The 24,968-nt window shown below is 71.4% G+C and carries 23 protein-coding genes; 8 read left to right on the plus strand and 15 right to left on the minus strand.

Features of this window, described 5'->3' with window-relative positions; all coding sequences use genetic code 11:
- Positions 1-86: 86 nt before the first annotated feature.
- Together GUI43_RS04485 and GUI43_RS04490 are read right to left on the minus strand one after the other, a co-directional pair.
- Positions 87-2,756: a carboxylate--amine ligase/circularly permuted type 2 ATP-grasp protein gene (locus GUI43_RS04485; RefSeq protein ID WP_211326640.1), complete on the minus strand. Its 2,670-nt coding sequence runs from the start codon at positions 2,754-2,756 to the stop codon at positions 87-89.
- 112 nt (positions 2,757-2,868) lie between these two features.
- On the minus strand, positions 2,869-3,435 hold the full coding sequence (locus GUI43_RS04490; protein WP_112589551.1) for a DJ-1/PfpI family protein: 567 nt from the start codon (positions 3,433-3,435) through the stop codon (positions 2,869-2,871).
- Positions 3,436-3,488: 53 nt separating this feature from the next.
- On the opposite strand from GUI43_RS04490, the gene GUI43_RS04495 reads away from it, so the two are divergent.
- A complete protein-coding gene (locus GUI43_RS04495) occupies positions 3,489-4,433 on the plus strand; it encodes a GlxA family transcriptional regulator (RefSeq protein WP_112698061.1) in 945 nt (314 codons plus the stop codon).
- Positions 4,434-4,558: 125 nt separating this feature from the next.
- Here the strand turns inward: GUI43_RS04495 and GUI43_RS04500 are convergent, their stop codons facing one another.
- From GUI43_RS04500 to GUI43_RS04520, 5 genes are all read right to left on the minus strand, one after another.
- Complete coding sequence (locus GUI43_RS04500; protein WP_112698062.1) at positions 4,559-5,911, minus strand: cellulase family glycosylhydrolase; 1,353 nt, start codon at positions 5,909-5,911, stop codon at positions 4,559-4,561.
- Positions 5,912-6,001: 90 nt separating this feature from the next.
- Positions 6,002-6,604, minus strand: a complete 603-nt coding sequence (locus GUI43_RS04505; RefSeq protein WP_112589545.1) for a dihydrofolate reductase family protein — start codon at positions 6,602-6,604, stop codon at positions 6,002-6,004.
- A 134-nt stretch (positions 6,605-6,738) separates the two neighbouring features.
- Positions 6,739-7,305, minus strand: a complete 567-nt coding sequence (locus tag GUI43_RS04510; RefSeq protein WP_112605460.1) for a TetR/AcrR family transcriptional regulator — start codon at positions 7,303-7,305, stop codon at positions 6,739-6,741.
- Between the two features lie 4 nt (positions 7,306-7,309).
- Positions 7,310-7,870: a carboxymuconolactone decarboxylase family protein gene (locus GUI43_RS04515; protein ID WP_112589541.1), complete on the minus strand. Its 561-nt coding sequence runs from the start codon at positions 7,868-7,870 to the stop codon at positions 7,310-7,312.
- Positions 7,871-7,903: 33 nt separating this feature from the next.
- Positions 7,904-8,263 carry a nuclear transport factor 2 family protein gene (locus tag GUI43_RS04520; protein WP_112698063.1) on the minus strand — a complete coding sequence of 120 codons (360 nt, stop codon included), beginning with the start codon at positions 8,261-8,263 and terminating at the stop codon, positions 7,904-7,906.
- Between the two features lie 169 nt (positions 8,264-8,432).
- Here GUI43_RS04520 and GUI43_RS04525 point away from each other — a divergent pair, with 169 nt between their 5' ends.
- Positions 8,433-9,410 (plus strand): aldo/keto reductase, encoded by a 978-nt coding sequence (locus GUI43_RS04525; RefSeq protein ID WP_112698064.1) that lies wholly within the window; start codon positions 8,433-8,435, stop codon positions 9,408-9,410.
- On the opposite strand, the gene GUI43_RS04530 is transcribed toward GUI43_RS04525, so the two are convergent.
- Genes GUI43_RS04530 through GUI43_RS04540 form a run of 3 tightly spaced genes read right to left on the minus strand, consistent with a single transcriptional unit; the run spans position 9,404 to position 12,493 of the window.
- A complete protein-coding gene (locus tag GUI43_RS04530; protein ID WP_112605666.1) occupies positions 9,404-10,168 on the minus strand; it encodes a YqjF family protein in 765 nt (254 codons plus the stop codon). The genes GUI43_RS04525 and GUI43_RS04530 overlap by 7 nt on opposite strands.
- A 37-nt stretch (positions 10,169-10,205) precedes the next feature.
- Positions 10,206-11,363 (minus strand): winged helix DNA-binding domain-containing protein, encoded by a 1,158-nt coding sequence (locus GUI43_RS04535; RefSeq protein ID WP_112605469.1) that lies wholly within the window; start codon positions 11,361-11,363, stop codon positions 10,206-10,208.
- The gene (locus GUI43_RS04540; RefSeq protein ID WP_112605473.1) at positions 11,360-12,493 is read right to left on the minus strand and encodes an epoxide hydrolase family protein; all 1,134 of its coding nucleotides are present in this window, start codon (positions 12,491-12,493) and stop codon (positions 11,360-11,362) included. Before GUI43_RS04540 ends, GUI43_RS04535 begins: the two co-directional genes overlap by 4 nt.
- A gap of 62 nt (positions 12,494-12,555) precedes the next feature.
- Between GUI43_RS04540 and GUI43_RS04545 the strand changes: the two genes are divergently transcribed.
- The 4 genes from GUI43_RS04545 (at position 12,556) to GUI43_RS04560 (ending at position 16,122) form a co-directional block, all read left to right on the plus strand.
- Positions 12,556-13,524 carry a helix-turn-helix transcriptional regulator gene (locus GUI43_RS04545; protein WP_112589530.1) on the plus strand — a complete coding sequence of 323 codons (969 nt, stop codon included), beginning with the start codon at positions 12,556-12,558 and terminating at the stop codon, positions 13,522-13,524.
- A 94-nt stretch (positions 13,525-13,618) separates the two neighbouring features.
- Complete coding sequence (locus tag GUI43_RS04550) at positions 13,619-14,542, plus strand: RNA polymerase sigma factor (RefSeq protein ID WP_112605476.1); 924 nt, start codon at positions 13,619-13,621, stop codon at positions 14,540-14,542.
- Positions 14,543-14,655: 113 nt separating this feature from the next.
- Positions 14,656-15,540, plus strand: coding sequence for an alpha/beta fold hydrolase (locus GUI43_RS04555; protein ID WP_112698065.1), 885 nt, complete (start codon positions 14,656-14,658; stop codon positions 15,538-15,540).
- Positions 15,541-15,660: 120 nt separating this feature from the next.
- A complete protein-coding gene (locus GUI43_RS04560; RefSeq protein WP_112605669.1) occupies positions 15,661-16,122 on the plus strand; it encodes a DUF5709 domain-containing protein in 462 nt (153 codons plus the stop codon).
- Between the two features lie 51 nt (positions 16,123-16,173).
- On the opposite strand, the gene GUI43_RS04565 is transcribed toward GUI43_RS04560, so the two are convergent.
- The 5 genes from GUI43_RS04565 to GUI43_RS04595 all read right to left on the minus strand — a co-directional run bounded on the left by GUI43_RS04565 (position 16,174) and on the right by GUI43_RS04595 (position 22,868).
- Positions 16,174-17,754 carry a DHA2 family efflux MFS transporter permease subunit gene (locus GUI43_RS04565; protein WP_112589524.1) on the minus strand — a complete coding sequence of 527 codons (1,581 nt, stop codon included), beginning with the start codon at positions 17,752-17,754 and terminating at the stop codon, positions 16,174-16,176.
- A 569-nt stretch (positions 17,755-18,323) separates the two neighbouring features.
- Positions 18,324-19,574 (minus strand): HNH endonuclease signature motif containing protein, encoded by a 1,251-nt coding sequence (locus GUI43_RS04575; protein ID WP_112698067.1) that lies wholly within the window; start codon positions 19,572-19,574, stop codon positions 18,324-18,326.
- A gap of 397 nt (positions 19,575-19,971) precedes the next feature.
- Positions 19,972-20,547 (minus strand): DinB family protein, encoded by a 576-nt coding sequence (locus GUI43_RS04585; protein WP_112589520.1) that lies wholly within the window; start codon positions 20,545-20,547, stop codon positions 19,972-19,974.
- A 76-nt stretch (positions 20,548-20,623) separates the two neighbouring features.
- Positions 20,624-21,427, minus strand: a complete 804-nt coding sequence (locus GUI43_RS04590) for an IclR family transcriptional regulator domain-containing protein (RefSeq protein WP_112698069.1) — start codon at positions 21,425-21,427, stop codon at positions 20,624-20,626.
- A gap of 4 nt (positions 21,428-21,431) precedes the next feature.
- Complete coding sequence (locus GUI43_RS04595; protein WP_112698070.1) at positions 21,432-22,868, minus strand: amidohydrolase family protein; 1,437 nt, start codon at positions 22,866-22,868, stop codon at positions 21,432-21,434.
- 198 nt (positions 22,869-23,066) lie between these two features.
- Between GUI43_RS04595 and GUI43_RS04600 the strand changes: the two genes are divergently transcribed.
- Both GUI43_RS04600 and GUI43_RS04605 read left to right on the plus strand, forming a co-directional pair.
- Positions 23,067-24,203 (plus strand): CaiB/BaiF CoA transferase family protein, encoded by a 1,137-nt coding sequence (locus GUI43_RS04600; RefSeq protein WP_112698071.1) that lies wholly within the window; start codon positions 23,067-23,069, stop codon positions 24,201-24,203.
- Positions 24,188-24,958: a citryl-CoA lyase gene (locus tag GUI43_RS04605; RefSeq protein WP_112698179.1), complete on the plus strand. Its 771-nt coding sequence runs from the start codon at positions 24,188-24,190 to the stop codon at positions 24,956-24,958. Before GUI43_RS04600 ends, GUI43_RS04605 begins: the two co-directional genes overlap by 16 nt.
- The last annotated feature ends 10 nt before the right edge of the window (positions 24,959-24,968 follow it).

Genomic DNA, 24,968 nt, shown 5'->3' on the forward strand with positions numbered 1-24,968 from the left:
TCGTCGGCTGGATCCGCTGGGGCCGCTGACCGGTCCAGGCTTGGCGGACCGGGTTGCGTCCCGATGACGGGTGGGTCAAGCGTCGGTTACGCCGACGGTTCGTCGGCTCCACCGAGCAGCCAGGTGTCCTTCGACCCGCCGCCGCGCGACGAGTTGACGATCATGCTGCCGGCCGGAGCCACCCTGGTCAGCGCCACCGGCGCGACCTCGGCGGTGTCACCGAGGAACACGAACGCCCGCAGGTCGACGTGGCGGGGAGCCAGCGCCGCGCCGTCGAAGACCGGGTGGGTGGTCAGCGCGATCATCTCCTGGGCGATCCACCGGTGCGGGGCCGCGAGGATCTGCTCCCGGACGGCGTCCAACTCCTCCGCCTCGGCGCGGGGGCCGATAACCACCCGGTCACCGCCGTACCCGTCGACCGGCTTGAGCACCAACTCGTCGAGCCGGCCCAGCACCTCGGCCCGCTGCTCGGGCAGTCCACACAGGTACGTCGGCACGTCCCCGAGCAGCGGCTTCTCGCCCAGGTAGTACTCGATCAGTCGGGGCACGTACGCGTACAGCGCCTTGTCGTCACCGACACCGTTGCCCAGCGCGTTGGCCAGCGTGAGCCGCCCGGCGTGCACGGCGGCGAGCAGCGGCCACCCCAGCGGCACCCCGTCCGCGCCGGGCGCGTGCAGCAGCGCCTCCTCGTCCATCCGCAGGTAGATCACGTCGACCTCGCGGCGGCAGCCCTCGCGGACCAGGCGGACCCGGCCCTCCTCCACCAGCAGGTCGCTGGTCTCGGTCAGCGGCACACCCATCTCGTCGGCGAGCAGCCGATGCTCGAACCAGGCCGGATCACCGGGGCCGCTGCTGAGCACCACCACGGCGGGGTCGTCGGCTGCGGCGGGCGCGGCGGCGACCAGCGCCCGGTACAGCATCGCCGGCGTCTCGTCGGCGGGCAGCAGATCCTCTGGCACCGGCAGCTCCGGCAGCACCGCCCGGGTCAGCCGCCGGTTCTGCACCGCATAGCCGATCCCGGAGGGCACCCGCAGGTTGTCCTCCAGCACGTACCAGCCGCCGTCCGGGTCCCGGACGAGGTCGGTGCCGGACACCTGGGCGCGGGTGCTCCGTCGGCCCATCAGCGCCCCGGTCGGGCGCAGCCCCGGTGAGGACTCCACCACCCACGCCGGCACCACGCCGTCGGCCACCACGGCCCGGTCGGCGTAGACGTCGCGCAGGAACGCGTCGAGGGCGCGGGCGCGCTGCACCAGGCCGGTACGCAGGGTCCGCCAGTCGGCGGCGGGCACCACCCGGGGCATCAGGTCGACCGGGAAGAGCCGGGTGCTCGCCTCGCCGGCCACGCTGAACGTCACGCCCCGGGCCCGCTGCTCCTCGTCCCGGTCGTGTTCGCGTTGACGCAGGACCCCGGCGCCGAGTTGGCGCAGGGCCGCGAGCATCGGGGCGTACGCCGGTTGCGGTCCGTCCGGTCCGAAGACCTCGTCGCCGGCGTCGGCGTACGTGGGCAGCGCCGGCGGTGTCGGCGCACCCGGCAGCGGCCCGCGGACCCGGCCCCGGGTCTCGTCGAGCAGCAGGTCGACCACGTCGGCCAACCGGCCCCGTCGCTCGTACGCCCGCCGCTGCCGGGCGGCGGAGCTGCCACGTTCCAGCGCGTACCGGGTCAGCTCGCTGACCTGCTCCCAGTCCCCGGTCGCCTCCAACTGTGGGCGCAGGTCGGTCACCAGGCGGCGGACCGCCTGGGCGGCCGGCACCGGTCGGGCCGACCGGGGCAGGTCGAGCAGGTCACCCTCCAACCCGGAGCGGGCGGCCCGCCACACGGCGGCGCGCAGCACCGGTGGTCGTACGGCAGTGCGCTCCACCCCGGCGCGCAGGGCGGCGACCTCCCGTCGGACGAGCGCCCGGAACAGGCCGGTGAGCAGGACGATGGTCTCCACGTCGGCGTTGGCGTCGGTGATCCGCAGCTCCACTGTGGGCACGTGCGCCGACGGCCGGACGTCGAAATAGATCATGGCGGGGTCGGTGATGGTCTCGGAGGAGATCAGCTCGGCGACCAGCGCCTCGTGGTCCGCGGCGCTGGTCACCTCGCCCGGGTCGCCGGCGGTGGGCCAGCGCTGCCAGACCAGGGACCGGACGCTGGCGTAGCCGCTGTCCTGGCCCATCCAGTACGGCGAACTCGTGGAGAGGGCGAGCAGCGCCGGCAGCCACGGCTGGACCCGGCGGGTGACCGCCACCGCCAGGTCCCGGTCGGAGACGCCGACGTGCACCTGCGCGCCGCAGATCAACTGCTCCCGGGCGAGCAGCTGATACTCGTCGAGCATCCGCCGGTAGCGGGATGTGGGGGTGACGCTGGGGTCGCCGTCGGCGCGCAGCGGCACCGTACCGGCCGCCACGATGCCCAGACCGGCCCGGTCGGCGACCTGGACGGCCGCCTGACGCAGTCGGGTCAGCTCGGCGCGGATCTCGTCCAGGGTGCGGCAGACCGCGGTGTTGGTCTCCACCACGCTGCGGTGCAGCTCGGCGGTGAACGAGGCCGCCGGCAACCGGTCGAGCAACTCCCCGGCGCGGGGCACCAACTCCCGGGTGTGCAGGTCGATGACGTGGAACTCCTCCTCCACCCCGATCGTGGCCAGGTCCGCCGGGTCGCCGTCGTCCAGTGACAGGACCGGATTCGTACGGGGGGTGGGCAGCATCCGGCCGTTGCCGGACCGGCCCACCGGCCCGTCGTACGTCGGCGCGTTCGTGGTGTTGTCGGCCATGGTCACCCCGGTTCGCGTGTCGGTGGTCTGGCTGTCCGACGAGCGTTCCCAGGGTTGGTACCGGGGGTGTTTCCGGCGCGTTAAGGTGACGCCCCCGTTCTGTCCGCGCTGCTCAGCGCTGCGCAGCCCGGTACTCGATGGTCGCGGCGACCCGGTCGGCGGTGGCGGCGCCGAGTTCCCGTTCCGTGAGCCACAGCCCCAGATCGAGCCCCGCTGAGAGCGCGCCAGCGGTGACTCGGTCACCGTCGTCGACCACCCGCTCGTCGAGGACTGTGACGTCGAGGGCGCGCAACTCGTCGTACGCGTTGCGGTTGGTGGTCGCCCGCCGACCCGTCAGCAGGCCGGCGGCGGCGAGCACCAGCGCACCGGTGCACACCGAAGCCATCCATCGTGCCGATGGCGCCAGTGCGGCCAGCTTCGCCGGCAGCACACCACGTTGCGCCTGCGCCCAGGAACCCTCGGCGGCCCGGTTCAGCCATCCGCCACCCGGGACAACCACGCCGTCGGCCTGATGCAGCACCTCGGGAACCTGAAGTTGGACACCACGCATGCTGGTGACCAGCCCCGGCCGTTCGACGGCGACCAGCGCCACGTCGAAGCCGGCCATCGACAAGACTTCGAATGGCCCGAAGACGTCCAGTTCGTCGAAGCCGTCGAACACCACCATCTCGATCCGCATACGGCCCAGGATCTCCTGCCGACCGGGCGGCGGCGAGTGGCATCCTTGCCACCATGCGTAAGAAACCCGCCACGCATCGGGTCGCCGTCCTCGCCCTACCCACTGTCGTCGCCTTCGATCTGACCATCGCGACGCAGGTGTTCGGCCACGAGGGTCACGGCCGGTACGCGATGACGGTGTGCACACTGGACGGTGGTTCGGTCACCACCACCACGGACGGTCTGGAGCTGAGCGTCGCCGCGACGCTTGACGCGCTCGACGATGCCGACACGGTGATCGTGCCCGGATTCCGCCGGGGCCCGGCGCCGCCGCGTGCTCTCGATGCGCTGCGGCAGGCACACAGTCGTGGCGCCCGCATCGCGTCGATCTGCACCGGCGCCTTCGCGCTGGCCCAGGCCGGCCTGCTCGACGGTCGCCGCGCGACGACCCACTGGGCGCACGCCGACGCGCTCGCCGACGAGCACCCACTGGTGCTCGTGGACGCGAATGCGCTGTACGTCGACGAAGGCGAGGTGATCACCAGCGCCGGACTCGCCGCCGGTCTGGACATGTGCCTCTACCTCGTCGGCCGCGACCACGGGCAGGCTGCCGCCATCCAACGGGCCCGCCACATGGTCACACCGCTGCACCGCGCCGGCGGTCAGGCCCAGTTCATCCCGGTCGGCGTTCCGGATGAGGACGACGAGTTGGCCGGGGTCATCACCTGGGCGAGCAGCAACCTGCACCGCCCGATCACTGTCGCGGACCTCGCCCGGCAGGGTGTGATGTCCAGCCGTACGCTGCACCGCACTTTCCAGAGCCGGTTCCGGATGAGCCCACGAGCGTGGTTGATCCAGCAACGGCTGCGCGCCGCCTGCACCCTGCTCGAGAACGGCGGGACAACAGTCGACGAGGTCGCACGGCGCGCCGGCCTGGGTACGGCGACCAACCTCCGTGCGCATTTCCAGCGGGCCTTCGCCACCACCCCTACCGCGTACCGCCGGGCCTTCACACAGTGACTCCCGCGACGGTGGCCGTGGCGCGGTCGTGGTGGCGGTCGGCGATGTCGGGGTGTCCCGCCGGCCTGGACACCCCGACATCAGCAGTCTCGATTCGATCAATCGCGGTCAAGGAGCGGCCGGGATCACCTCATGTTCGCCACCACGAACGGCGCGTGGCCGTGCAGGTAGTTGGTCCACCCACCGGTCACCGGCGCCCCCGGGCTGAGCAGGTTGGTGGTGTCGGTGCCGACGTCGAGCTTCCAGGCCGTCCAGGAGATGCCGTTCGCCTTCATCCAGTCGATCCAGGACTGCGCCTCCGGCAGGCAGGCCCGGCCGTCGAGGCCGCCATCGGCGTTGCTGGCGCCCCACTCCGTGACGAACAGCGCCAGACCCGCGCGGATCGCCGCGTCGCCCTTGGCGCGCAGCGACGCCCCGTGGGTACAGGAGTAGAAGTGCAGGGTGTACATCAGGTTGGTGCCGGTGACCGGGCTGGCCGACGCGACGTCCACGTCCTGTGACCAGGTCGGGGTGCCGAGCACGACGATGTTGTCCGGGTCAACGGCGCGGATCGCGGACACCACCGCCTGGTGGTACGGCTTGATGACGTTGGTCCAGCTGACCTGGAGCGGCTCGTTGTAGGGCTCCCAGATGACGTTGGGCAGGTGACCGTACCGGCGGGCCAGGTCGCCGAAGAACGCCACCGCCTGGGACTGGTTGTTCTGCGCCTCGTGCGCGTGCCAGTCGACGATCACGTACACCCCGGCGGTGACCGCGTTGTTGATGATGGTCTCCACCTGCGCGCGCGCCTTGGCCGGGTCACTGAGGTACGCCCCCGCCGGTTCCACGCCCATGGCCGCGCGGATCACCTGGAGGTTCCAGTTGTCGCGCATCCAGGTCAGCGCGGAGAGGTTCTCGGCGTACGGGGCCGTCTCCCAGTTGAGCCACATGCTGCTGATGCCGCGCAGCTGCACCCGCGCGCCGGACTTGTCGCACATCGTGGTGCCGCAGACCCGCAGTTGCCCGTGCCGCTCGACCGGCGTGCCGGTGGTCGGCGGCGGGGTCGTCGGCGGCGGCGTCGTGGGCGGCGGCGTGGTCGGGGGCGGACCGCCGGCACAGGACGCGCCGTTCACTGTGCAGTTCACCGGGGTGCCGGTGCCGTTGACGAGGAAGCCGAACGAGGTGGAGGCACCGGCGGCGAGGGTGCCGTTCCAGGACACGTTGGCGAAGGTGTAGTGGCTGCCCGAGGTCGTCTGTTGCGCGTTCCACGACTGGCTGACGGTCGAGGAGGACGGCAGGTCGAACTCCACCCGCCAGCTGGTGATCGGTGCGGAGGTGTCGTTGGTGACGGTCACCTGCCCCTGGTAGCCGTTGCCCCAGTTGTTCGTCACGGAGAACACGGCGGTGGCCGCGCTGGCCGGTGTGGCGGCGACCACTGCCACCCCACCGGCGAGCAGGCCGGCGACGGCCAGGGTCGTGACAAGTCTCAGTGTGCGCATGCGGAACCCGCTTCGGATCGACGGTGGTGGTCTGAGGCGGGGCGGCGCCTGCGCGCACAATATCGATCCATGCCTATGGGGGCAAGGCGCTCAGGCCGCTGGGCGTACCCGGTAGGCCAGGTGCGTGACGCCGTCGCCCTCGACTACGCTGAACGGGCCGTCCAGCTGAAGTGGCGCGATCTTCAGGTCGGCGAAGAGCGGGATGCCGGCGCCGAGCAGGACGGGGACAAGGTCGACGTGCACCTCGTCGAGCAGGCCGGCCTCGATGACCTGGGCGGCGATGGTGCCGCCGTTGACACCGACCTCCTTGTCGCCGGCGATCGCCTTCGCCCGGGCGATGGCGCTCTCGATGCCGTCGGTGACGAAGACGAAGGAGTCGTTCTCGGGTGCCCAGCCCTCCGGCACGCTGTGAGTGACCACCACGACGGGCACGTCCAACGGATGCCGGCCACCCCACCCGCTGGTGATGTCGAAGAGCCTCCGGCCGACGACGAGCGCGCCGGTCCGCTCGGTGAGAGCCCGCAGATGCCGGGCGCTCGTGGCGGACGTGCGAAAGGTCAGCTCGGGGTCGGCCGTCGGCGTCTCGACGTCACCGTTCTCGTACCACTGGAAGAGGTACTCGAAGCCGCCGTGGGACGCGTCCGCGATGTAGCCGTCCAACGACATCGTCGCCCCGGTCGTCACCTTCGTCATCGATCCACTCCTCGGTCCGTGCCGTGTCGGCTCGTCGGCGAGGCCGGCTGTCTCCGGCCCTCAACCAATGGTCGAAGCCGGCCGACCGTCCTCGACACGTCCGCCGAACTTTCTCCCAGTGTCAGCCGTGGCCGTCAGGAGCGCAGCGCGTTGAGCACGAGGTCGGCGTACCGGCGCCACACCGCCGGGTCGCGCTCGTCGAGCACGATGAGCTGCCGGACCGCCCCGCAGAGGATCACCCGGATGTCCAGCTCCCCGGCGTCCGGGCGGATCTTGCCGGACGCTCGGGCCGCCGCGACCAGCTGCCCGATCAGGCCCAGGATGCGCGCGGCGGGCACCAGCCTGCCCTCGAAGAACGCGTCGGCGAGGACCCGGTCGCGGGCGAGGCGTCCGAACAGGTCGGGCACGTAGGAACACCACTCCCGGTACGCGTCCGCGCCGTCGAGCGCCGCGCGGGTGCGCTGCTCCAGCTCCTGGAACTGCCGCTGGACGACCGCGACGATCAGGTCTTCCTTGCTGGGGTAGCTGCGGTACACCGTCGCGCGGCCCACCCCGGCCCGCTCCGCCACCTGCGGCACCGTCACCTGCAGACCCTGCTCACTGAAGAGCTCCCGGGCGGCGGCGATGACCCGCTCCTGGTTGCGACGGGCGTCGAGACGGCGATGGGGAGCATCCCTGTCGCTCGGCGTCGGTGGGGCCATGGCCTCAGTCTGCCCGCTCGGTCTCGTCGGTCAGCAGCGGCTCGTCGCCGTACACGGTGGTGAGTTCGACGTCGAGCACCGTGGCCACCCGGCCGAACGACCAGTAGTAGCCGATTACGTGGAGCGCCTCGACGATCTCGCGCTCACTGAGGATGTGCCGCACCTGGTCGAAGAGGTCGTCGGGAACGCGCGGCGACCGCACCACCTCGGCGGCGAACCGGATGAGCGTGCGGTCGTACGCGGAGAGGTACGGGTTGTCGATGTCCCGGCTGCTGATGATCTCGCGGGTGCGCTCGTCGACGCCGGCCGCCGCGGACATCGGAGCGTGCTGGGCCGCCACGAACTCGCACCCGGTGTACTCCGCCACGGTGAGGATGACCAGTTCCCGCGAGCGGGCGGGCAGCTCCAGCGCGGTGAACTGCGCCCTCGCGAGCTGGATGAAGAGGTTCACAGTGCCGACCGAGTGGGTCAGCATCTTGACCATCGGGTCGGGCGGCAGGGCGGACAGGAAGTCGCGGACGTCGGTGGGAATCGCGTTCGGGTCGGGGTCGGTAAGGCGGGGCATGGCTCTCTCCTGTTTCTGGTCGTCGAGGTGAGGTCAGGCGGGCAGGTCGAAGCCCGTCTCGCTGAGGTGGCGGAAGCGACCGTCCTCGGCGTACGACCCGAAGATGGCGATCTCCCGCTTGGCGGTCGACCCGTCGGCCATGGTGATCTCAAAGACGTGTCGTTCGGCGTAGTGGAGGCCATCGCGCAGCTCGTCGAGGACTCGCACGGTGCCACCGACGATCTGACCACGCACCCGGGTCACCATCTCGACGAACGCGGCCCGGTCGAGGGTCTCGCCGTCGCTGCGGTGGGTGTAGTCGGGGGCGTAGAACTCATCGAGCGCGTCGGTCAGGTCGCGCGTCGGCTCGAAGACCACCGCGCGCAGGGCGTCGCTGATCCGTACCGGGTTCATGGGGCTCCTCGTAAGTCACTGTCGAGCACATCCGGACTCGCAGGTCCGCTTAGCGCCCACCGTACCGGACTCCCGAGTCCACTTCCGGTGAGAGTCGTCACGTACCCGCTGGGCGGCTGGGCCCGCCACGGCGGGTGCGGGTCGGTCGGTCCGGTCGTAGCGTGGGCGCATGCGAACCACCACGCTGGGCAGCACCGGACCCGAGGTCGGCGTCATCGGCCTCGGCTGCATGGGCATGAGCCACGGCTACGACATCACCGGCCCCCGCGACGACGACACGTCGATCTCCGTTGTCCGACAGGCACTGGACCTGGGCGCGACGCTGATCGACACGTCGGACGTGTACGGGCCGTACACCAACGAGGAGCTGGTCGGGCGGGCGCTGGCCGGCGGGCACCGGGAGCGGGCCGTACTGGCCACGAAGGTCGGCCTGGTGGCCACCTCCCCCACCGGTGGTCCCGGCAACTCACCGAAGATCGGCAACAACGGCCGCCCGGAGCACATCCGTACGGCGATCGACGAGAGCCTGCGCCGGCTCGGCACCGACCACGTCGACCTCTACCAGCTGCACCGGGTCGACCCGGAGGTGCCCATCGAGGAGTCCTGGGGCGCGATGGCCGAGGTCGTGGCGGCGGGCAAGGCCCGGCAGCTCGGGTTGTCCGAGGTGACGGTCGCGCAGATCGCGCGGGCCCAGGCGGTGCACCCGGTGGCGTCGGTGCAGTCCGAGTTGTCACTGTGGACGCGCGACCCGTTGGCCGAGGTGTTGCCGTACTGCGCCGAGCAGGGCATCGCCTTCCTGCCGTTCTCCCCGCTGGGTCGCGGTTTCCTCGCCGGCCGGTTCACCTCGTTCGACGACCTGCCCGCCGACGACTTCCGGCGTGGCCTGCCGCGCTTCCAGCAGGACGCGCTGCGCGCCAACCTCGCCATCGTCGCCCGGGTCCGGGAGATCGCCGAACGGGCCGGCTTCAGCCCCGCACAGGTCGCCCTCGCGTGGGTCGTCGCCCAGGGTGACCAGGTCATCCCGATCCCCGGTACCAAGACCCCGAAGTACCTGGTGGACAACTGCTCGGCCGCTGATGTGCGGCTCAGCGCCGAGGACCTGGCCGACCTGGACGCGCTGCCCGCGCCCGAGGGTGGCCGCTACTGAGGCTCCGGCGGCCCGGCACCGTGTGGCCGGGCCGCCACCGGCGGGCCGAACCTGACCCCGACACCTGGCGAGTAGAGCACGCTCACCGGTGGCCCGACCGGTGCCGGCAGCCCGGCGGCGGCGACCAACTCGTCATCCAGGTGCAGCACCTCGGCCCGGTGCAGCGGCCAACTCGGATGCCAGTTCGGCAGGTGCAGCGTGCGCCCGTACGCCCGGGTGTGCAGCCCCCAGCGGGCGGTGACGAAGTGTTCGAGCGGGGACGGCTCGACGATCCGCTCCCCCACCCGCACCACCATCCGGCTCGTCGCGCCCGCCGGCCCCGGCCAGCGCCGCCGGCAGCGGTAGGTGCGACGGTCACCGTCGCGATCCAACCGCATCGACGACCAGAGGTACGGCAGGCGCAGCGTCGCCCGCGCCACCAGCACCGGCAGCAGGCGGGACGCGTCGAGCGACCGGAACACGACCGCTCGCCGGCCGGCGTCGTCGACGGAGTAGAGCCGTACGTTGGTCTCCCAGAAGGTGCCGAAGTACGGCACCCCCGGGCCGCGGCCGAAGCCCAGCCCGACCATCCGGAAACCGATCAGGCCCACGTAGCTGACCCCCTGCAGCGTGTCCGGACGAGTGCCGGCGGGCAGCAACGGCGCGACCACCTCCGGAGCGACGGCCCAGTGCAGGAAGGTGAGGTCCTCCCAGCGCTGGCGCAGGAGCGCCCAGGGGAACGCCTGCCGGGGTGCGTGGTCGACCGGTTCGGGATGCACGCTCCCATCGTCGCCCAGGCGGTGGGCCGGCGTGGCCTCAGGCGTGCGGACCGACACTGACAGTGCCGATGGTCAGCGACGCCTTGCCCTCCAGGATCTCGCCGACCCGCTCGACCTCCTCCCCCAACGCCCGCTGCTGGGCGGCACCGAGCGTCCGCAGCGGCTCGACGGTGACCCGGATCGAGCGGCCGGAACGGCGTTGATGCCACACGCCGGCGACCACCCCGTCGACCAGCAGCACCGGATAGTTGCCGGCCTGGCCACCGGCGAGCGCCCGCTCGGCGGCGGCACCGGGGAAGAGCCGTTCGCGGGGGTGGCAGCCGACCGCGTACGCGTCGAAGTACGGCAGCAGCCGCAACCCGGACGGCCGGTCGTCGGGAAATTCGGTGTCGTCGGCGGCCACCCAGGCCCGGGTGCCCTCCACCGTCACCTCGGCCAAGTCCAGCGAGTCGAACAGCAACGTCGCCCACCCCGGCGCCACCGCCAGCCACCTGGCGAACTGTGCCGGGGTGGCCGGCCCGTACGCGTACAGGTAGCTGCGGGCGAGGGCGGCCAGGGCGGCGGGACCGGGCATCGGCGCGAAGTCGGGCAGCCACCGGGTCGGGCTGGTGTACGTGCTGGCCCGACCGCGATTCGGGCCGAAGCAGACCACTCCGGCCCGGGTGGCGGCGGTCATCGCGGCGATCCACCGGGGCCACATGTCCTGGAACGCCTCCATGACCAGGTCACCCGCCCATGGGCCGGTACGGGCGACGATCTCCTCGGTCAGCTCGGCGGTGGTCAGGTCGGCCTCGGCGACCGCGTCGGCGATGGCCGCGAGGACCTGCTCGGTCTGCCGGGGCGTCAGCAGGACAACGCTCCGCTCCCAGGACGGCGCCGGCAACGCGGTCAGCGCGCCGACCCACATCGGCAGGTCCGCTGCGGCGAGCAGGTGTACGGTTCCGCGTGGCCCACGGGTCTTGACCAGGGTGCGGTCGGTCCACAGTGCCCGGCGTACCAGGGCGCGGGTCGTGCCCGGCACCCGCAGCCCGATGGACAGCTCGGCGGCCGACGCGATCTGGGCGTGCGCGCCGCAGATCGTCGACACCACGTCAGCGACGCGTGCCGCGTCCGGTGCCGCGTCCGCCGCCGGCGGGCGCAGCCGGTGCCGCGCAAGCCGTCGGGCGGACACCTGCGCCCAGCTCAGCTCGATCATCGCAGGCCCTCGAAGAACGCGCGGATGTCCGCCGCGTGCGCCAGCGGCTCGTCCATCGCCACGAAGTGGCTGCCCGGGTTGCCCTGCGGCCAGTGGACGATCGTGTTGTCCCGCTCGGCGAGGCGGCGCATCAGCGCGGAGCCGCCGCCATACACACCGGACGGCACCCGCCGCTGGCCCGTGGGCCAGGCGAAACCGCCATCGTCGGCGACGGTGAGTCGCTCGTACATGGGCCACGACGACGTTCCCGACGTGCCGGTGAACCAGTAGAGGCTCACGTTGGTGAGCAGGTGGTCCCGGTCGATGGCCTGCTCCGGCGTCGGCACCGTCATGGTGAACTCCTTGAACTTCTGCATCATCCAGGCCAGCAGCCCGACCGGCGAGTCGTTCCAGGCGTACGACAAGGTTTGCGGCGCTGCCCGCAGCAGCGCGTGATGGTCGACGCCACCGCTCATCCACTGCTGCATCTGCTCCCACTCGGCGCGTTCCGCCGCGCTCATGTCCGGCACGTCGGCGGCGGTCGGGAAGCCGAACCCGCCGTCGATGTGCACGCCCACCACCTGCTCCGGCGCCACCGCCGCCACCCGTGGCGCGATGTACGCACCGAGGTCGCCGCCCTGGGTGCCGTAACGGTGGTAGCCGAGGCGGGCCATCAGCTCGACCCACATCCGGGCGAGCCGGTCGATCGTGAACCCGGCCGGTGGCGCCTGCGAGAAACCGTAGCCGGGCACCGACGGCACCACCACGTGAAACGCCTGCGCGGGATCCCCGCCATGAGCGCGTGGGTCGGACAGCGGGCCAATCAGCTCGGTGAACTCGACCACTGAGTTGGGCCAGCCGTGTGTCAGCAACAACGGCAGCGCGTCCGGCTCCGGCGAGCGGACGTGCAGCACATGCACATCCAAGCCGTCGATCTCGGTGACGAGTTGGGGGAAGTCGTTCATGCGCGCCTCGTGGGCCCGCCAGTCGTAACCATTCGCCCAGTACTCGGTCAGCTCGCGCAGGTACGTCACCGGCACCCCGCGGCTCCAGCCGGTGCCGGGCAACGAGCGGGGCCACCGGGTTCGGGAGAGCCGGTCACGCAGGTCGTCGAGGTCCGCCTGTGGGATGTCGATGCGAAATGGCGTCATGCCGGGAACGCTACGGCCCATATAGGACAGCTTCTGGCACACATCGCTGGCATTCTGGGACCATGTCCGACACCCCCGCCCGACTGCTGGGCCTGCTGTCGCTGTTGCAGACGCCCCGTGAGTGGCCCGGCAGCGAGTTGGCCACCCGGCTCGGCGTCAGCCTGCGCACCATCCGCCGCGACGTGGAGCGATTGCGCGACCTCGGTTACCCGGTGCAGGCGACGATGGGCGCGATCGGTGGATACCGCCTGGTCGCCGGCAAGGCGATGCCGCCGCTGCTGCTCGACGACGACGAGGCGGTGGCGATCGCTGTCGGTCTGCGCACCGCCGCCGGTCACGCGGTGGCAGGCATCGAGGAGGCCTCGGTACGGGCGCTGGCGAAGCTCGAACAGGTGCTGCCGTCCCGGCTGCGGCACCGCGTCAGCGCGCTGGGGGCGGCCACCGAACCGCTGCTCACCTGGGACCGACCGACGGTCGACCCGGAGCACCTGAGCGCGCTGGCCGCCGCCGTCAACAATCGAGAGCAGCTGCGGTTCACCTACCGCCGTCGCGACGGCGTGGACACCGAACGGCTCGTCGAGCCGTACAAGCTGGTGTCGGCGGGTCGGCGCTGGTATCTGGTGGGCTACGACAACGACCGCGACGACTGGCGGATCTTCCGGGTCGACCGGATCACCGACCTGCGGCCCACCCGGACCCGGGTCGCCGCCCGGCAACTACCGGCGCCCGACGCCGCCTCCTTCATGACGGAGAAGCTGCTTGAGTTGACGCCCGTCTACCGGGCGGTGGTGACGCTGCACGCGCCGATCGAGCGGATGGCGGGCCCGCTCGGTGGTGCCGGCGTCGATCTGGAGCCGATCGACGCGACCTCCTGCCGGTTGCGCAGCAACGCCGACACTCTGGAGTGGCTGGCGTGGCGCCTGCTGACCCTCGGTTGCGACATGGAGGTGCACGAGCCTCCGGAGTTGATCGCGCACCTGCGCCAGATCGGCACCCGGGCAACCCGCGCCGCCAGCCCGTCCGCAGCGTAGGACGGCCGACGGCCTGGGGCATTGGCACGCCGGCCCGCCGTACGCTTGATGGAGCACAAGCGTTCAGAACAGGCGTTTCGGGGAGGAACTGGGCGTGACGCAGAGCGACGGAGAGCTGGTCGTGCTCGCGCAGGCGGGAGACGCGGCAGCGCTGGGGGCGCTGCTGGCCCGGCACGAGGCCGGGATGCGGGCCGTCGCGCTGAGCGTGCTCGGTTACGGACCGGACGCCGAGGACGCGGTGCAGGACACGATGGTCGTCGCCCTGCGTCGCATCGGCGAGGTCCGCGACCCGAACGCCGTTGGCCCCTGGTTGCGGGCCATCGTCCGCAACAACAGCCGGATGGCGTTGCGCGGGCCCAGAGCCGTCCCGGTCGCCGAACCCGAGTGGTTCACCCGCCCCACCGACACACCCACCCCGGAGGAGGCACTGGAGAGGGCCGCGATGCGCGACTGGGTGTGGCACTCCCTCGGGCAACTGTCCGAACCTGACCGGCTCGTCACCCTGCTGCGGTACTTCAGCGACGCGTCCTCGTACGAGCAGATCGCGGCCGTGTGTGGCGTGCCGGTCGGCACCGTCCGCAGCCGCCTCAGCCACGCCCGCCGGGCGCTCGCCGGCGGCCTGCGGACGGCGGCGGACGCGGCGCACGCGGACGTCGCCGCCTCGAACGACTCGCGGTGGCGGGAGGGCAGCGACATGATCTCCACGGCGATGGGCGGCGACTTCGAGCGGGTGGTCCGCGAGAGCTGGTGGCCGGACGCCGAGATGATCGTGCCGGGCGGCCCGCGCGGTGGCCGTGACCTGGCCATCAACGGCATGAACTGCGACCTGGCCGCCGGGGTACGTCAGCGGCTGCGCAACGTGGTGGCCAGCGGCGACGTGCTGATCTGGGAGACCGACCTGATCAGCCCACCCGATGACCCGGAGCACTGCCCACCCGCGGCGCTGTGGTTGCAGGTGCTGCGTGAGGGCCGGGTGCGCCAGCTCACCCTCTTCCACCCCGTCCCCGCGCTGGTCTGAAAAAACTTCTCCGACCGAGCGAACTTTCCTCTCGACCCGCGCATCTGGTCTGCGTCATGCACCAGTTGCCGTGCCGGCGGACGCCGCGCGGGTCTCGGATCGGGAGATAGTTCATGGGTTTCACCAGCCACGACGTCAGCGCCCTCGCACCCGGCGCCCACACGTTCACGGTGGATGGCGTTCGGCAGGTCTACCACGTCGCCGGCACCGGTCCGGTCTGCGTGGCGCACTCCGGCGGCCCGGGCATCGAGTGGGCGTACCTGCGGACGCCCAGCCTTGAAACGCACTTCACCATGGTCTACGTCGAGCCGGTGGGCACTGGCGCGTCGGGGCAGCTCGACAACCCCGACGATTACCGTCTCGACACGTATGTCCGGTTCCTGCACGCCGTCGTCGAGCACCTCGGCGAACCCCGGGTGTACCTCCTCGGGCACTCGCACGGCGGTTTCGTCGTCCAGCGGTACGCGCTCGCCCACCCGGACCGGATCTCCGGCCTCGCCCTGTACGACACCTCGCCCGTCACCGGTGCCGAGTTCTGGGGCGAGGCCATGGCCGGCCTCGCCGCCTACCCGCAGCGGCACCCGGACCGGCCGGAGGCGGCGGCGGTCCCGGCTGCCTTCGCGCAGATCGGCGGCGCGACGGACGACGAGTCGCTGGGAGCCGCTCTGCGCGCCGCCCTGCCGGTGTACTTCGCGGACTTCTGGGGCCGACAGGACGAGTTCGCCCCGTTTCAGGCGGCCGTCCGGATCTGGGCGACGCCGGCCGGCGCGCAGGACCCCACACCCTTCGACGTGCGGGAGAACCTCGGTGAGATCACCGTGCCCGTCGTGGTGATCGTTGGGGCGTACGACTTCATCTGTGGCCCTCGCTGGGCCGAGCAGTTGCACGCGGGGCTTCCGGACTCGCGGCTGGTGACGCTGGAGCGAAGCGGACACTTCGCGCACATCGAGCAATCGGTGGAGTTCACCGACGCCGTGGCGGAGCTGCTGAAGCGTTGACCCACCGGGCACCGCCCGCCCCGAGGTGGGTTCGTCACAGCGGGCAGGCCTCGGGGTGCGGGCGCGTTGCACGGTCATAGGCTGAGCGCTTTGCTGCACCGCAACGAAGAGGAGACCGCCGTGAGCCAGACCGAACGAGTGGATTCCGTCGACGAGTGGAACGTGGCCGAGGATGACGGCGTCCTGGACGCCACCGACACCCTCGACGACGACCGGGTCGGCGACCCCCTCGACACCGGCATCGTCGCCGAGGACCACTGGACGGCGGCAAACCGGTTCGGCACCACGCCGGCCGAGGAGCGGGCGGGCGAGTCCCTGGCGCAACACCTCGCCCAGGAGGTGCCGGATGTCGACCCGTACGCCGAGGGTGGCGACGACGAGGACGAGCTGACCCGCCGGGGGTACGAGGCGGAGGCGCGCGCCGGCCGTCTCGTCGCGTACGACGAGGGCGTCCGCGAGGACGACGAGGCCGAGTCGGTGGCGTGGGACGCCGGCATCGACGCGGGTGCCGCCAGCGCGGAGGAGGCGGCGATCCACGTGGTCGAGGACCCGGACGGGCCCGGCGACGGTCCGTTGCGCTGACGCCGTACCCGCCGCGCCCAGCACCTCGGGTGCCGAGCGCGGCGGGGTCGGTCAGTGGATGACGACGGGCGTCCTGACCTGCTCGCCCTGCGGGTCGTCGAGCTGCGCCGGCTGACGTCGGCGCGGCAGGAACGCCGCCGGGATGAGCGTGAGCACGACCAGCGCGAACGCCACCCAGAACGTGCTGGCGAACGACTTGGCGGCGAAGTCGAGCCCGCGCTCGATGAGCGACGGGTCGACCGGCATCTGCTGAAGCAGCTCCGGCCGCTGCTGGGCGGCGATGGCCAGCCCGGCCTCGGTGACCGGCTTGCCGCTCTCGTCCACCAGGCCGGGGATCTGCCGGGAGCCGTTCAGCTCGTTGGTGAGGATCACCGACATCACGGCGGCGCCGACCGAGCCGCCGATCTGCTGGAGGATGTTGACCAACGTCGAGCCGCGGGCCACGTCGTTGGCCGACAACGTCCGCAGCGCCGACGTCATGATCGGCATCATCGTGCCGCCCATGCCCAGGCCCATCACGAACAGCGACCCGCCGAGCAGCCAGTACGACGTCTGCGGGTCGACCTGGGTGAAACCGAAGAACCCGACGACGATGAGCCCCAGCGCGAACGGGACGGTACGCCCGATCGGCACGCGGTCGGCCAGCGTGCCGGCGATCGGCATGGTGATCATCGCGCCGATGCCCTGCGGCGCCATCAGCAGGCCGGCGGCCAGCGTCGACTCACCGCGCACCTGCAGGAAGTAGCTCGGGAACAGCAGGCCGGCGCCCATGAACGCGATGATGAACACGAACATGGTCACCGACGCGATGGTCAGGCTGCGGTTGCGGAACAGCCGCAGGTCGAGCAGCGGGTGCCGGGGCTTGAACGAGTAGAGCACGAACGCCACCACCAGCGCGCCGCCGACCAGCATCGGGGCCCACACCTTGGCCTCGGCGAAGGTGCCCGCCTCCGGCAGGGACGAGACGCCGTAGAGGAAGAGGGCGAGGCCCGGCGAGAGCATGAGCATGCCGACGAAGTCGAACGACTCGGACGGCTCTGGCGCGTCCTTCGGCAGCGCGACCTGCGCGTAGATCAGGGCGATCAGGCCGATCGGCAGGTTGATCAGGAAGATCCAGTGCCAGCTCGCGGTGTCGATCAGCCAACCACCGAGGATCGGGCCGCCGATCGGCCCCAGCAGCATCGGGATGCCGAGGACGGCCATCAGCCGGCCGATCCGGTGCGGACCGGCCGCCCGGGTCATGATGGTCATGCCCAGCGGCATGAGCATGCCGCCACCGAGGCCCTGCAGGACCCGGTAGCCGATCAGCTCGCCGATGGTGTCGGCCATGGCGCAGAGCCCCGACCCGATCGTGAACAGGGCCAGCGCCACCATGTAGAGCCGTTTGGTGCCGAACCGGTCCGCCGCCCACCCGCTGAGCGGGATCACGGTGGCGAGCGCGAGGGTGTAGGCGGTCATGGTCCAGGCCACGCGGGCGTAGGACGCGTCGAACTCGCTCTGGAATTTGGGCAGCGCCACGCTGACCACCGTCACGTCGAGGATCGACATGATCGCGCCAATGACGACGACGCCCGCCACCTTGAGCACCGCGCCGTCGAGTTTGTCCGATGTCGCGAGGGATTGCTGTGTCACTAACTCTCCTGAAGTCGATTGAGCCGGCCGACGGTGGGCGGTGGCGGCGATGCCGCGCCAACCGGGCGCGGGGCGCGACGTGCCAGGACGACGACGCGCGGAGGAAGACTAACCGTCAGCTGTGACGATTCGCCGCCGGATTTCGTGACGGCCCGGCCGCGTATCCGATCGGCCGTGCGACTGTGGCCGGACGTCGGGGTGGCAATCAGCCGGCAGAGCCGCGAGCCAGGTGTTGTGCCCAGTGAGGTCGGCGGTGCGGCGGTGCGGCGGCCAAGCGATCAGCGTCGTGAGGGTTGGCGCGTCCACCCACGGCACAACGGCGAGGTCGAACCGAGAATCGCGCTGGCCCCCGGCACGAACAAGGGAATCGGGTACGAGATCGCGGCGGCGCTGCGTGCCGGGCCCTGGTTACGCGCCTCCCTCCGCATCGGCGGCCGCGCGGGACTGGGACGCGCCGGGCCCTGGTCGCGCCCCTCCCTCCGCATCGGCGGCCGCGCGGGACTGGGACGTGCTGGGCTGGTCACTCGATCGGCCTGCTGGCCGGGGTGATCGTTGTGTGCTGGTGATACTCACGTCCGTCGGTGGTAGTGGTTGCGGCGGGGGACCCGCTCGGGGTCGAGCCAGGCCGGTGGCACGAACTCGGGGTGGCCGTCGCCTGCCAGTCGCACGGCCCAGTCGCTGTCGTGCAGGTGCCGGTGGTGGTGGCCACAGAGCAGGACGGCGTTGGCGAGGCTGGTGTCGCCGCCGTCGGCCCAGTGGTGGATGTGGTGGGCGTCGCACCAGCGCGGTGGTCGGTCGCAGCCCGGGAAGGCGCAGCCCCCGTCCCGCAGCACCAGAGCTCGGCGGAGCGAGCCCGTGATGAGGCGACGTTGTCGACCGAGGTCGAGTGGTTGGCCGGCTCCGCTGAGGACCGCGGGAAGGATGGCGGCGTCACAGGCGAGGCGTCGCACGGCCTCGGCGGTGAGGTGTAGGCCGGTGTCGAGGGTCCCGCTGCCCAGTTGCCGGGTCAGCCCGTCGTAGCTGGTGGTGACGACGATCTGGGCGGAATCGCCGCCGTGCTCGGGCAACTCGCCGGTGCGCAGGGCGAGGCGGCACACCTCACCGAGAGCGTCGTGCCGGCGTTGGCCGGGAGAGCGCTGGTCGTCAGGGCCCGAGGGTGTGCCGAGTGGGTCGATGGCGGCACGGAGCAGCCCGGCGGTCTCGGTGTCGAGGATGCCGGTGAGTCGCAGGCGGCCGTCGGTGAGGGTGGAGAGGGTGAGGTGGCGGTCGCGGGTGGCGCGGCGAGCTTCGGCGTCCAGTGCGGCTTTGGCGGCGGCGTCGGCGATGTCGGGTGCGACGTGGTCCAGGATGCGGGTGCTGAGTTTGCGTAAGAGGGTGGGATCGAATTGCCCGGCCCACTCGACGAGCACTCCGAGGGCCTTGTCGGCGGCCTCGGGACCGGCGGCGGTCTGCACGGTGTCGACCGTGTCGGCGATGACCCTGGCCTGGTCGACGGTGATGTGACCATCGCCCAGTGCGTGGCGTACCCCGGGGTTGCCGGTGTCCAGGACCTCGGCGAGGTCGACGAGGCGGCGGGCGGCCGGGACGGTGAGGCGTAACCGTCCGCGGAGCCAGACCGCGGTCGAGGAGGCACCGTGCGTGGTGGCGGTGCCTCGGCCATCGAACTCACGGATCAGGGCTAGTTTCACCGCGGCGAGCCGCTGCTCGATGCGGTGCGCGGTGTCGAGCGCGGTGATCAGCTCGTCCTCGCGCAGTGCCCACGTGGCCGTGTCGGCGCAGGCCGCGATAGCGTCCTCTGCCTGCGTCAACTCCTCGACCATGACCCGAGACTAGAACAGGTGTACGACACTTTCAGTCATCATGATCGATTCGCGGCAGGCCGACGCAGGCGGCAGGCCGACGCAGGCGGCAGGCCGACGCAGGCGGCAGGCCGACGCAGGCGGCAGGCCGACGCAGGCGGCAGGCCGACGCAGGCGGCAGGCCGACGCAGGCGGCAGGCCGACCCAGGCGGCAGGCCGACGCAGGCGGCAGGCCGACGCAGGCGGCAGGCCGACGCAGGCGGCAGGCCGACGCAGGCGGCAGGCCGACGCAGGCGGCAGGCCGACGCAGGCGGCAGGCCGACCCACGCGGCAGGCCGACCCACGCGGCAGGCCGACCCACGCGGCAGGCCGACCCACGCGGCAGGCCGGCGATTTGGCTGCCATGACCGGCGGAGAACTAGTGGCTGCGCTCGCTGGCGTCGAGGGCGGCCTGCTCCACCCGCTGGCGGTAGTCCAGCCACCATGACTCGTCCACGGGGGGCAGGTTGTCGTTTCTGGGCAGCAACCCGGCCGTGCCGTCGATGAGTTCGCGCACGATGTCAGCGTGGCCGGCGTGCCGTTGGGTTTCCGCGATGACGTGGACCAGGACATGGTGCAACGTGACCGCTGCACCGCCCCACCACGGCACGTGGCCTACCTCATCCAGTGCAAGGGCTTCAATGGTGGTGTCGGCGTGGGCGATCGCGCGACGGTACAGTGCGACGATCTCCTCGCGGGTCTCATCCGCGCTCGCCCACATGTCGGCATTGGCCTCCGCCCCGTGGCCGACATACGGCAGCTCCTGCTCGAACGGTCGGCCGAACACGACGCCGAAGTAGAGGATCTCCATGGCCGCCGAGTGCTTCACCAGACCGAGCAAATTGGTCGCGGTCGGGGTCAACGGACGCCGAATGTCGTATTCGCCGAGCCCGTCGAGCTTCCACAGCAGCGACTCGCGGCCGCCCGTCAAGTAACTGTGCAGGTCCGCCTTCATCGCGGCACTATGGCATCCGGTCGGGTGTCGGCGCTGCCCCGGACGATCCGCGAAGCTCATGATCGGCCGGACACGTCTAGGCCGTGACCACCGGCACGGCGGCGGTGAGCGCCCAGTCGTGCCCGATGTCGGCGGCCGCGCGCAGCAACCTCGGAAGGTGCTCTTCGCGCAGGGTCTCCAGCGAGGTCTCGGCGGCGTGCACTGTCACGTTGATGGCGGCGACGACCCGCCCGTCGCCGTCGCGGACGCCGGTGGCGACGGACCGGATTCCCGGCGCCAGGTCCTGGTCGGCGAGGGCCCAGCCCTTGGCCCGGACCTCGCGTAACACGGCGTCGAGGTCGCCCGGTGCGGGTTGCCAGCGCGGCGTGATGCCGGAGCGGCTGGGCTCGCCGAGGACGGTCGCCAGCGTCTCCGGTGGGAGGGCCGCGAGCAGCACCTTGCCCATCGACGTCGCGGGTGCCGGAAAGCGGGTGCCGATGGTGACGCCCAGGGTGACGATCTTGGGGACGGCCACCCGGGCGACGTAGACGATGTCGCTGCCGTCCAGCTGGGCCATCGAGGTCGACTCGTTGGTCTGCGCGACCAGCTTCTCCATGTGTGGGCGGGCCACGTCCCACATGTTCAGCGCGTTGACGTACGCCATCCCCAGCTCCAGGACGCGCGGGGTGAGGGTGTGGCCGCGGCCGACCGCGCGGACGTAGCCCAGCGATTCGAGCGTGATGAGGATGCGCCGGACGGTGGGGCGGGCCAGGCCGGTGGCGGCGGCGAGCTCGCTGAGCGTCATCGAGGGGCAGGCGGGACGGAAGGAGCGCAGGACGTCGAGGCCACGGGCGAGAGCCTCGATGAAGTCGGGCCCGGCGCCCCTTCCGTTGTCACTCATGTCCTTAATGCTTCCATTGCGCCGACCCGGCGTCCCACTCGGTGTACTGGTACGGGTTCTCCAGGATCGCGGTCTCGGGGACGTCCGGGTTCATTCCCCGCTGCCACGCCTCCTCCCCCATCGTCTCGCGCAGGTGATCGATGGTCGCGGCCACACTGGCCCGCGCGGCGGCGAGGTCGACGCCGACGAGGCGGCCGTCCCGCTTCACGACCCGGCCACCCACCAGCACTGTGTGCACGTCGGCGCGCTGGGCCTGGAAGACGACGTGACCGTGCGGGTTCAGGATCGGGAACATCACCGGCGAGGCGTCGTTCTTGATCAGGACGACGTCGGCCTGACGGCCGGGGGTGAGCGCGCCGATCGTGGCGTCCATGCCGAGCGCACGGGCGCCGCCTCGGGTGGCCCACTCGACGACCTGCTCGGCGCGCAGGTGGCAGTGGGTGATGGTTTCCTGCTTGGCGTGCGCCTCCAGGTGCTCCCGGGAGCGGTCCGCGCCGAGCGTGCTGCGCATCGCGGAGAAGAGGTCGCCGCTCCACCACACGCTGGTGTCCATCGACAGCGACACCGGGATGTCGTGGTGGCGCAACTGCCAGGTGGGTGGGTAACCCTGGCCGGCGCTCTGCTCACTCTCGGTCGAGACGGAGACTGAGCCGCCGGTCGCGGCGATCCGGTTGTACGAGTCCTGGGTGAGCGTCGCCGCGTGCACGTACACGGTCGACGGGGTCATGAACCCGTTCTCGTGCATCAGCCGGATGCCGTCGTCGTTGGTGGCGCCCCACACGCCCGCGTGGGTGGTCACCGCGACGCCCAACTCCCGGGCCACCTCGAACGCGGCCCGCTCCGGGAAGGCGGGGTCACCGGTGACGTCGAACGCCAACTGGAAGCCGGCCAGCTTGCCACCGTCGACGCGACGGCGGTGGAAGTCGCGGAACTCCGGCGAGGTGGCCCACTCCCACGGCCCCTGCTGGATGTTGCCGTAGGCGAGCACGAACCGTCCGTCAACCGCCTCCAGAGCGTCCACGGCGGCGTCGGCGTGCTCGGGTGTCTGCAACCCGTGCGACCAGTCGACAGTGGTGGTGACGCCGGCGTCGATCGCCTCGATCGCGCCGAGCAGGTTGCCGGCGTAGACGTCCTCGGGCCGGAACAGCTTGCCCGACTCGAGGTAGTACCAGACGAAGTACTGGGTCAGGGTCCAGTCGGCGCCGTACCCGCGCATCGCGGTCTGCCACAGGTGCCGGTGGGTGTCGACCATGCCGGGCATGAGGATGCCGCCGGTGGCGTCGATCTCCAGGGCGTCGTCGGGTGCGGTGAGACCGACGCCGACCTGCGCGATCCGGCCGCCGATGACCAGCACGTCGGCGCCGGGCAGCACCGTGTGCGCGTCGTCCATGGTGAGAACCAGGCCGTTACGGAAAACCACCGGCCGGTCGGTTGCGCTCATTCGCCACCCATTCCTTTCACGGTACGAGGGGAATCCGGACTTCTGTCCGCTGTGCGGCCAGCCCGAGTGGCGCAAGTGTGGTCCCGGTCACGATTCGTGTCAAGAGCGTGGTCCCGCGCGCGAATCGCACCGTTGACACGCACCGTGCGGTATCGCAAGCTGTCCCGGCGGACAGGTGTCCGCAGAACGGGCGGAAACATGGTGCAGCATTCGACAGGCCCACTGGCCGGCCTGCTCGTCGCGGACTTCTCCCGGATCCTCGCCGGGCCGTACGCGACGATGCTCCTGGCCGACCTGGGCGCTCAGGTGATCAAAGTGGAGAGCCCCGGTGGCGACGACACCCGCACCTGGATGCCGCCCACCCGCGAGGGGGTCTCGACGTACTACCTCGGCATCAACCGCAACAAGCGGTCGGTCGCCCTGGACCTCAGGAAACCCGACGACCTGGCCGCCGCGCAGGAGTTGGCCCGCCGCGCCGACGTACTGATCGAGAACTTCCGGCCCGGTGGCCTCGCCCGGTTCGGCCTCGACTACGACACGGTCACCGCGACCAACGACAAGATCGTGTACGCGAGCATCAGCGGCTTCGGCACCGGCGCAGGCAGGGACTTCCCCGGCTACGACCTCATGGTGCAGGCCATCTCGGGCCTGATGAGCCTCACCGGCGACCCGGACGGTTCGCCGTACCGGGCCGGCATCTCCGTCTTCGACGTGATGGCCGGACTGCACGCCAGCATCGGCATCCTCGCCGCGCTGCACCATCGTGACGAGACCGGGCGAGGCCAGCACGTCGAGGTCAACCTGCTCAGCTCCGCGCTGTCCGGTTTGGTCAACCACTCCAGCGGCTACGTCGCCGGCGGCACCGTCCCGTTCCGGATGGGCAACGCGCACCCCAGCCTCTTCCCGTACGAGCCACTGCCCACCGCTGACGGCGAGTTGATCGTCATCGCCGGCAACGACGGGCAGTTCCGCAAGCTCTGCCAGGTGCTCGACCTGCCCGGCCTGCCGGACGACCCGCGCTTCGGGCGCAACCAGGACCGCACTGCCAACCGCGAACAACTGCGGCCGCTGCTGGTCGAACGCCTCGCCAAGCGGACCAAGGACGAGTGGTTCCGGGACCTGCTCGCCGCCGGCGTTCCATGCGCGCCGATCAACACCATCGACGGTGGCGTGGCGCTCGCCGAGGAGCTGGGCCTCGACCCGGTCGTCACCGTCGGAGACGTGCCCGGTGTCCGCAACCCCATCACCTTCTCCGACACCCCGGCCCGGTACGAGCTGCCGCCGCCGGGACTCGACGAACACGGCGAGGAGATCCGCGCGTGGCTGAAGAACTGAGCTTCCCCACCGGGATCGGCACCTCCGACCCGACCACCATCTCCCTGCTCGGGCAGGACCTGGCCGCCGACCTGATGGGTACTGTGGGCTTCGGCGAGCTGGCGTACTGGCTGGTCGCCGGCCGCCGTCCCACCCCGGGTGAGGTACGGGTCTTCGAGGCGGTGCTGGTGGCCCTCGCCGACCACGGCTTCACCCCGACGGCGATCGCCGCCCGGCTGACGTACCTGTCCGCGCCCGAGTCGTTGCAGGGCGCGCTCGCCGCCGGCCTGCTCGGCGGCGGCTCCCGCTTCCTCGGTGTCACCGAGGACTGTGGACGCTTCCTCGCCGACACGCTCGCCCGGGCCGGCGAGGTGACCGACTACGACGCGGTGGCGCTCGACGCGGTCACCCGGGCCAGGCAGGAGCGTCGACTGGTCCCCGGGCTCGGGCACCCCGTGCACAAGGAGCAGGACCCGCGCACCCCCGTGCTGATCAGGATCGCCACCGAGGAGGGCCTGCACGGCCCGCACCTGCGGCTGTTCGAGGCGATCGGACGCGTACACCCGCAGGTGCTCGGCCGCACCCTGCCGCTCAACGGCGCCGGAGTCTGCGGGGCGGCACTCGCCGACCTCGGGCTCCCGGTCGAGATGTTGCGCGGTTTCGCCCTGCTGGCCCGCGCGGCGGGGCTGCTCGGGCACCTCGCCGAGGAGCGACGACGACCGCTCGGCATGGACATCTACCGCACCGTCGACCGCAACGCCGTCTACGAACCCTGATCTCCTCTCC

The organism is Micromonospora noduli (assembly GCF_003264365.1).
Lineage (GTDB): Bacteria > Actinomycetota > Actinomycetes > Mycobacteriales > Micromonosporaceae > Micromonospora > Micromonospora noduli.